At 59.8% G+C, this 7152-nt stretch carries 3 protein-coding genes and 3 tRNA genes; all 6 read right to left on the bottom strand.

All coding sequences use genetic code 11. The annotated features are described in order from the left end of the window. Positions 1 to 81: 81 nt before the first annotated feature. A tRNA-His gene (locus tag WBP53_RS06910) sits at positions 82 to 158 on the bottom strand. Between the two features lie 120 nt (positions 159 to 278). Beyond that, positions 279 to 355: transfer RNA gene (locus tag WBP53_RS06905), tRNA-Arg, on the bottom strand. An 86-nt stretch (positions 356 to 441) separates the two neighbouring features. Continuing rightward, a tRNA-Pro gene (locus tag WBP53_RS06900) sits at positions 442 to 518 on the bottom strand. 120 nt (positions 519 to 638) lie between these two features. After that, complete coding sequence (locus tag WBP53_RS06895; protein WP_423927272.1) at positions 639 to 2318, bottom strand: serine/threonine-protein kinase; 1680 nt, start codon at positions 2316 to 2318, stop codon at positions 639 to 641. Positions 2319 to 2338: 20 nt separating this feature from the next. After that, complete coding sequence (locus WBP53_RS06890) at positions 2339 to 4315, bottom strand: autotransporter outer membrane beta-barrel domain-containing protein (RefSeq protein WP_423927271.1); 1977 nt, start codon at positions 4313 to 4315, stop codon at positions 2339 to 2341. After that, positions 4312 to 7152 (bottom strand): hypothetical protein (locus WBP53_RS06885; protein ID WP_423927269.1); only part of this gene is annotated, 2841 nt, incomplete at its 5' end. The genes WBP53_RS06890 and WBP53_RS06885, both read right to left, overlap by 4 nt.

Here is a 7152-nt window from a genome sequence, read left to right as displayed (position 1 = left end):
CTACCAACTGAGCTAACGACCCGAACAGACAAACAAGTTTATCAAACTGCGATCAGATGGAGAACGTCAGATCGCCGAAATTGGGGTGAGCGAGGGGACTCGAACCCCCGACATCCGGAATCACAATCCGGGACTCTAACCAACTGAGCTACGCCCACCATTGAAACCGTGCTTCCAACAACATCCCGCCAAACGGGATGCCAGAAAATCTTTCTCACTACCGCTGATTACCGCATCAAACAAACTGACCGAACCATACCTGACTTCTTTAACCGGATTGGCGCGCCCGACAGGAATCGAACCTGCAACCGCCGGCTTAGAAGGCCGATGCTCTATCCGGTTGAGCTACGGGCGCATCTTCAATCGACATGCAGCGAACTGCCAGAAACCTGCGACAGACCAGTCCACGTGGCAAGCATACCGCGCCGCGGGAAATCGGAATGGTCGGGGTAGAGGGATTCGAACCCCCGACATCCTGCTCCCAAAGCAGGCGCGCTACCAGACTGCGCTATACCCCGCCGACTTCGACTCCACGGGCAGGCCCGATTCGGTAACCACTACCGGAGAGGCGCGGAATGGTAATGTCGTCACTGGTTCGCGTCAACGTGAATATGCACTCGGCTTCAGGAAAAAACTGGTCAAGACTGCGGAATCGCCTTCAATTTGGCTTCTGCCAGATCCTTCAGCCAGGCCGGATTTCGCTCCTCGCGCAGCTGCGATTCCAGGTATTTGCGATATTGATCCGGCGTAAACTGCTCACGCAACTTGCCCAATGCCTCACGCGCACCGCCGCGGGCAGCCGAACTGTACGGGTTGAGCGCAAGCGCCTCGGCATAGGCATACACCGCATCTTCGGCATAACCTCCATCGAGATATTCGGACCCGTCGGTCAGACTTTGCTGTAGCGAAGCAGCCTGCCCGGCATCAAGCCTCGATGCGGTCATCCAGCTCTGCACGGGATCGGCCAGGAACCAGCCAGCAACAATGAGCACAACGAAAACGCCAGCTGCGATGCTGCCGATCTTTCGCCAGTCCGGCGCCTCGAACGCGCGCTGAAACTCGGCGGCGTCCGCAAATCGCTCCTCGCGCGTGAACGCCAGAGACTTGCGCAAGGCCTGCCACTGGACGCGCCCCATGTTAGGCGGACGCTCAGGACGCATTTTCTCGCTTTTCGCGAGATCGGCCCGCACATGGTTGAACGGGTGGCCACCCGTGTACATCGAATAAATGATGCATCCCAATGCATAGACATCATCGGCCGGCGTCGGGCGCTGGCGATTGAGCATCTCGGGACTTGCATAGTCGATGGTCAGCGCAAACAGGTCGTCGGCATCAAAAACCTTGTCGTACTCTCGACGGCGGGCGATGCCGAAATCGAGGATCTTCAGGGTCCCTTCGCTGTCGATCATCATGTTCGACGGCTTCAAATCCGCATGCGACAAATCGCGCGAATGTGCGTACGCCATGCCCGCCAACATGCCGTGGACAAGGTGAGTGCGCTCTTCGGCACTCATCGGATTGGTCGCCGCCGAGCGCATGCGCGCATGCAGGGCGACACCCTCCACCACCTCCATCGTCAGATAGACAAGGTTCTGGTCGCGATCGAAGTCAAACACCTTGACGATATTCGGGTGATTGAGCGACTGGGCGTTCTTGGCCTCCCTCTGCAGCGCGACAAAAGCCCTCTCGAAGCCGATGAGACTGCCGGAGATGAACTTGATGGCTACGAACGGATCCGGATCGAGCGCCTCCATCTTGCGCACATCGCGAGCACGGAACACGGCGCCCATGCCACCACGACCCAATTCTTCGGTCAGCTCGAACCGGTCCTTGATGTAGTCGCCGGCCTTGGGCAACTCGTCTCGATCTGCCGCGCTGCCCGCCGTGCGTGCCGATGAAGGTGTTGCAGAGTCTCCTGTCCGCGGCCCGCCAACCTGGATGACTGGTGCCTGCGGAACGGAAACCGAGGTGGCTGCCGGAACGGCCGGTGGCACCATCTGCGGCATCGACACGTTCGTCTCGGGAACAGCTCCTGCAGCCGATTTCGCATCTTTCGCCGCGCCGGACGCCAGGACTTTCGTCGCCGCGGCGGCTTCATCGTCTGCGCTTTCACGATTCACCAGAAGCGTTTCTGGCTCGTCCCGACTCAGGATGCGCGTAGGCGCCTCCGCAGTACCCGGAGCCTCTGCGCCGGAGCCCTGCCCTCTTCCCGGCATGATCCGGGTGGGCTGGTCGCCCGAACTTCCCGCTGGGTCAGCAGGCGAAGCCGCTTTCGGCAAATCGTGGCTGCCGGGCTTGATTGGCTTGTCATTGCTCATGCGTCATCAACCCTGCAGTCTCAAAGCGGAATCCTGACGTCAAACCTGACCTGCCAGCGATTGAGGTCCTGGAAGCTGAAGGTCTGCATGTAGCCGAAATTGAAATCGACTGTCCTCGTACCGATCGGCCGACTGAAGCCCAGTCCGACTTCGGCTGTACCGTAGCGACTGTCCGGCTCGACCATGGACAGCGACAACGGCACCTGGTTTCCGTCTGTACCCGGCGTGACGAATACACTTTGCAAATCTTTTGCGGATCCGCTGTTGTCGGCGAAATAGAAAGCGCGCAGATACGGACGGAACGCACCTACCGAGGTCGCAAACGTCTTGTCGAAATAGCCGCCGATCGAGAAAACCTGGCCGCTGTTGCTGCGGCTCAGGTAGCTGAGATTGAACTCCGAGGGCCCCGTTTCCTGGAATGCGTCATATTCTGTACGCAAGTAAGAAATCTGAGCCTGGGGTGCGAATGTCCAGGTTCCGCGCATGATCGTATAGGTCACGCCGAAATTGACGCCGTACTGGTCCACGGTCTGATCGCCATTGGCAATGTCCCTGCCCAGCGACTGGAACCCGTTCCCCGCGGCATTGAGCTCATAGAGTTCGATCACGCGTTTTTGCTGGTAGTCGGTGCGCATGTAGCTGAAAGACCCGTCGAAACTGAGCCCGTTCGGCAGCGAGTAACCCGAATAGAGATAGAACGTCGTGGCATCGGCGTCCAGGCTGCCCTGGTCGAACGCATAGTCACCATCGAGACTGGTATAGCCCAGTGCGACCCCGCCAAAGAACTGGTCGGTGAACCGGTAGTCGACACCGCCGGTCATGTTCCAGGTGTCGGTATCGAATGCCGAGTTTCCGGAACGCCGGTCGGTCTCGCTGGATCCCAGCGTGCCGTTGAGCCAAAGCCCAAGTCGGGTACCGCCGAGCAGCGTGCGTCGCTCTTCGTTTCGGGCCGACTCCCCGTCGTCAACGTTCAAAAGTGAATTCAGGCTACCCACGGATATGGGCAAACCGTTGTTCATGAAGGTCAGACCACTTGCGTTGATCGTGCCGCCCTGGTCCGATCCGCGCAACTGGGCCAGGCGCTCGGTCAGGTTGTTCGATTGACCGCTGGCCATCAGAGGCGCGACGAAAGCGATAGAAGTTGTTTCGTCAGGCGCAATCGCCAGCAAGTTGTTCTGAAGCACGACTCCTGCCGCAGTGCGGACTTCGATGGGCAGGTTTGGATTGGCGACGATATCCGCGGCGGTCTGGGTTGCCGCGCAACCGCTACTACCAGCGCCACCACCCGACGCACTGCAGAACGCCGTTGTCGGCCCGGCCACCTGGTCGGCGGCGGTGTCGGATCTGGGCAAGACGTTCTCGCCATCCTCGATGGTGACCTGACCCGAGATGGTGATGTTCACAATCGCCGCGGAGCTGCCTGGAATGGAACCCACGATAGGCGCGCCGCCCGGAAAGACACCCTGGAACGAACCTTCGGTGCGGACGATATTCAAGGTTTGCGAATCCGTGGTTCCGCTGCCGATCAGTTCGACCCGGACCGTCGCGGGAACTGGCGCAGATGAACCTCCGGCGGCATTGCTCAGGTTGAGTAGCGCAATGCCTGGGGTGGACAGGTAATCGACGCCGCTGACCGCCGTACCACCTTGCGCGTCGAACGGCACGATTGCCGATCCTTCCAGAGTTGAGCAGGTCAGTGTGACGTCGACGACGATGTCGGCCGAGCTGACCTCGCCACGCTGCAGTTCCAGCGTCGGACCGTCGCGCGGCTCCACGGTAAAGGCGAAAGCCACGCTTTGGTCGCTGCACGCAGCACCGGCTGCCGCAATGTTTTTCGCCTGGGTGACATAGCTTGAGGACTGACCAGACTTTCTGACTACGACGAGCTCCTGATACGCCAAGGCCTGCGCCGGCAAAGCAACGACAAGCGCCAGCAGTATCCCCCCCAGTCGCGCCCTTCCGGGCGAAATGACGCGACGATCATGAATGCGGCTCATGGCGTACCCCCGAGCGGAAGGACAAGCGTGTTGTTGGCGGGATCCGAATCACCGGGCACATTGAGCAGAACAGTGGCCGACGTGCCGCCATTCAATGCGACGAACAACGTGATTGCGCCATTCTGCGGCAAGCTTGCGATCGTGCAGCTGTTCGCCGAACAATTGATGCCTTGCGTGCTCGGCGGACTCGGACAACTGACAGTGACATTGCCGCCATCCCCTGGCGTGGCCGTGCATCCGCTCGCGTTGGGAGCAAGGAATCGAACCGAAGAAGCTGGGGTCACTACTACCGAAGCTGGCTGGGTTGAGGTGGCTGACATGTTGACGATGTCGATCAGGGCACCGGCCAGGCCGCCCGCGTTGTAAGCACGCGCATTTGCAATGCCGGCGTCAACGTCGGCCACGATCGGGTTGCTGACGGTGCAGGCGCTGCAGGCCGGACCATCCTGGCCGCTGGCGTCAACCGTATTGGTAACGCTGCCCGTCGCGCCAGCCGCCACGATTGCCGTGATATCGACCGAGCGCTGGCCAGTGAAGCCGGCTGCAACCGTGCAGACCAGGTTCGCACCTGGTTGCGGACTCAGCGTATTGCATGTCACACCGCTTCCCGCCACCACGCTCGCGCTGTTGACGTTGGTCGGAATGCGGTCGGTCAACGTCACTGGATTACGTGTCGCGCCACCGGAATTGTATGCGTTCAACGTCCAGGTAATCGACTGGTTTGCACCAATCGGGGTGCCCGAAGCAGGAACGGCTGTCTTGCTGACATCAAGTGCGGCTGGTTGACCGACAGACAGCGTCGACGCCACCGAACAACTCACCGGATTGCAGGTCGTCGGATCTATCGGAATCAGCGAGGCAAGATTTCTTACCGTACCCGTCGCACTGGTCGAAACCACTGCATCGACCACGTAGGTAATCGCCGATCCGGCCGGGATATAACTGATGAATTCATCAATATCGCCTGTACCGGACGGATTCGAACATGAGGTGTCGCCCGTTGCCGAACAGGTCCAGGCAAACGACGTCAAGCCCGCCGGGATCACATCGCTCAACTGCAGATTGACTGCATCGATCGTTCCCGTATTGGCAACGACGACATTGTATCGAACGGATCCACCCGGCTCGAGACTTGTCTGGTTTGCCGTTTTGCTCAACTCGACCGTCGGAGGAATACCGAGACCGCTGGGCAGCGAAAGCAGAACCGAGCAGCCTACCGGATTGCAGGGAAGCGATCCTGTTGGTGCCCCGCCCTGCCCGCCAAATACGGCCCGGACTTCGAAATCGACTGTCGGTGCCAACTCGCTTGCGGCGAGTGCAGTGATCGTGAAGGTCACGGATGAACCCTGGGGCATCGAGCTTATTGGTTCGAAAATCGGTCCAACGCCGCTCGGCATGCAATTGGCTCCACCCGTGGCGACGCAGGTCCAGGACGAGGATGCGAAATCCGAAGGTTCCATGCTGATTGCGTCGATTCCGAAGATGTCCCCGCCACCCGTGTTCTCGAGACGAAAGACGTAGTCGATCGCCTGGTCAGGGACTACCTGCGTAGCGCTTGAATCCAGCGTGATCGTCAGCTGGTCCGTGGCAGGCAACGAAAGGGTGTTTGTGCAACTGGCCGGCAAACAGGCAGTTCCGACATCCACGGTGGCGCCAACCTGATAATCGATCGACGGCGGCAACGTGCTGGCGGTATTCGCCGTGATTACGAATGTGACTCCCGACTTGCCTGGAATACTGGCAAAGACCTCGTTGATCGTGCCCGTGCCGGAGGCAGGGCATGTAGCGGCTCCAAAACTGCTGCAGGTCCAGGAGATCGACGTGAATTCCGGAGGCTCGACGCTGAACGCCGTCACATTGGCGGCATTCGCACCGCCGAAATTGGCGAGTGTGAATTCGTAGAGCACCTGGCTGTCCGGGAAAACATCGAAGTTGTTCGACATCAATTCGATCGTAATTTCGGGAGATCCCAGCACCTCAACCGGCATGACAACGCTGCCCTGGCAATCCACAGGTCCACAGGTATCGCCGGTGGCAGGGGTAACGGAAGCTGAAAACCTCGCCGTTTCGTCGGGTTGGCGGTTTACCATGCCGAACATGGTGAACACGATTCTCCCACTGCTCGCTTCACGCTCACTACCATCCCCCTCGTAAACGGCCAGTGACCTGACGGTTTGCGCGAGTGCACCGTTTCCTGATGGCGCGGGACATTCAATGCCCTCGCACGTCCAGCTCCTGGGCTCGAATCCGGAATCTTCCAGCGTTGTGCGGACGTCGAATTCTCCGGCAATCTCGCGGCCAAGATTGCGCACATCAATCATCCAGATGGCTGCACCACCCGACTCCACGACAGGTGTGGGAGATTGCACGGAAAGCTGCAAGTGGGCCGTCGGAACTTCGGCAACCGGCAAGGACAGTGACGTACTGCATTCACCGCGTGCGCACTGTGCGCCCGTCGCCGGAGTGACTGTTGCCAGATTCGTTATCGACGCCGGAGCATCCTGGGCAAGAGCAGCCCTGATCGAGTAGTTCACGTGGCCGTTTGGAGGCAGTGCGGTTATCGCCTCGTCGATTCCTCCGGCACCGGAAATACGTGCACATACGGCCCCGGCGAAGCCGCTGCAGGTCCAGTCGATGTGGCTGATGCCCTCGGGCAATGCCACGCCGATCCGTGCGTCAGTCGCAACACCTCCGGAGTTCGTCAGTGTCACTGCATAGTTGACCACGCCACCGCGCAGGAGCTGGCGCTCTGCCGACAACTGACTGAGTTCGAGGATCGGCGCGAAGCTGGATTCAAGGCTGTCGCTGCATGGCACTGCACTCAACGAACCCGTCGT

Origin of the sequence: Dokdonella sp. (assembly GCF_049593775.1) — a bacterium.
GTDB lineage: Bacteria > Pseudomonadota > Gammaproteobacteria > Xanthomonadales > Rhodanobacteraceae > Dokdonella.
Note: the sequence above shows the minus strand (reverse complement) of the source record. Positions and strands in the feature narration are given on the sequence as shown.

Bases quoted from the DNA above. Each gene is read 5' to 3' on its own strand.
- WBP53_RS06890 (WP_423927271.1), bottom strand. From the start codon at position 4,315: ATGAGCCGCATTCATGATCGTCGCGTCATTTCGCCCGGAAGGGCGCGA.
- WBP53_RS06895 (WP_423927272.1), bottom strand. From the start codon at position 2,318: ATGAGCAATGACAAGCCAATCAAGCCCGGCAGCCACGATTTGCCGAAA.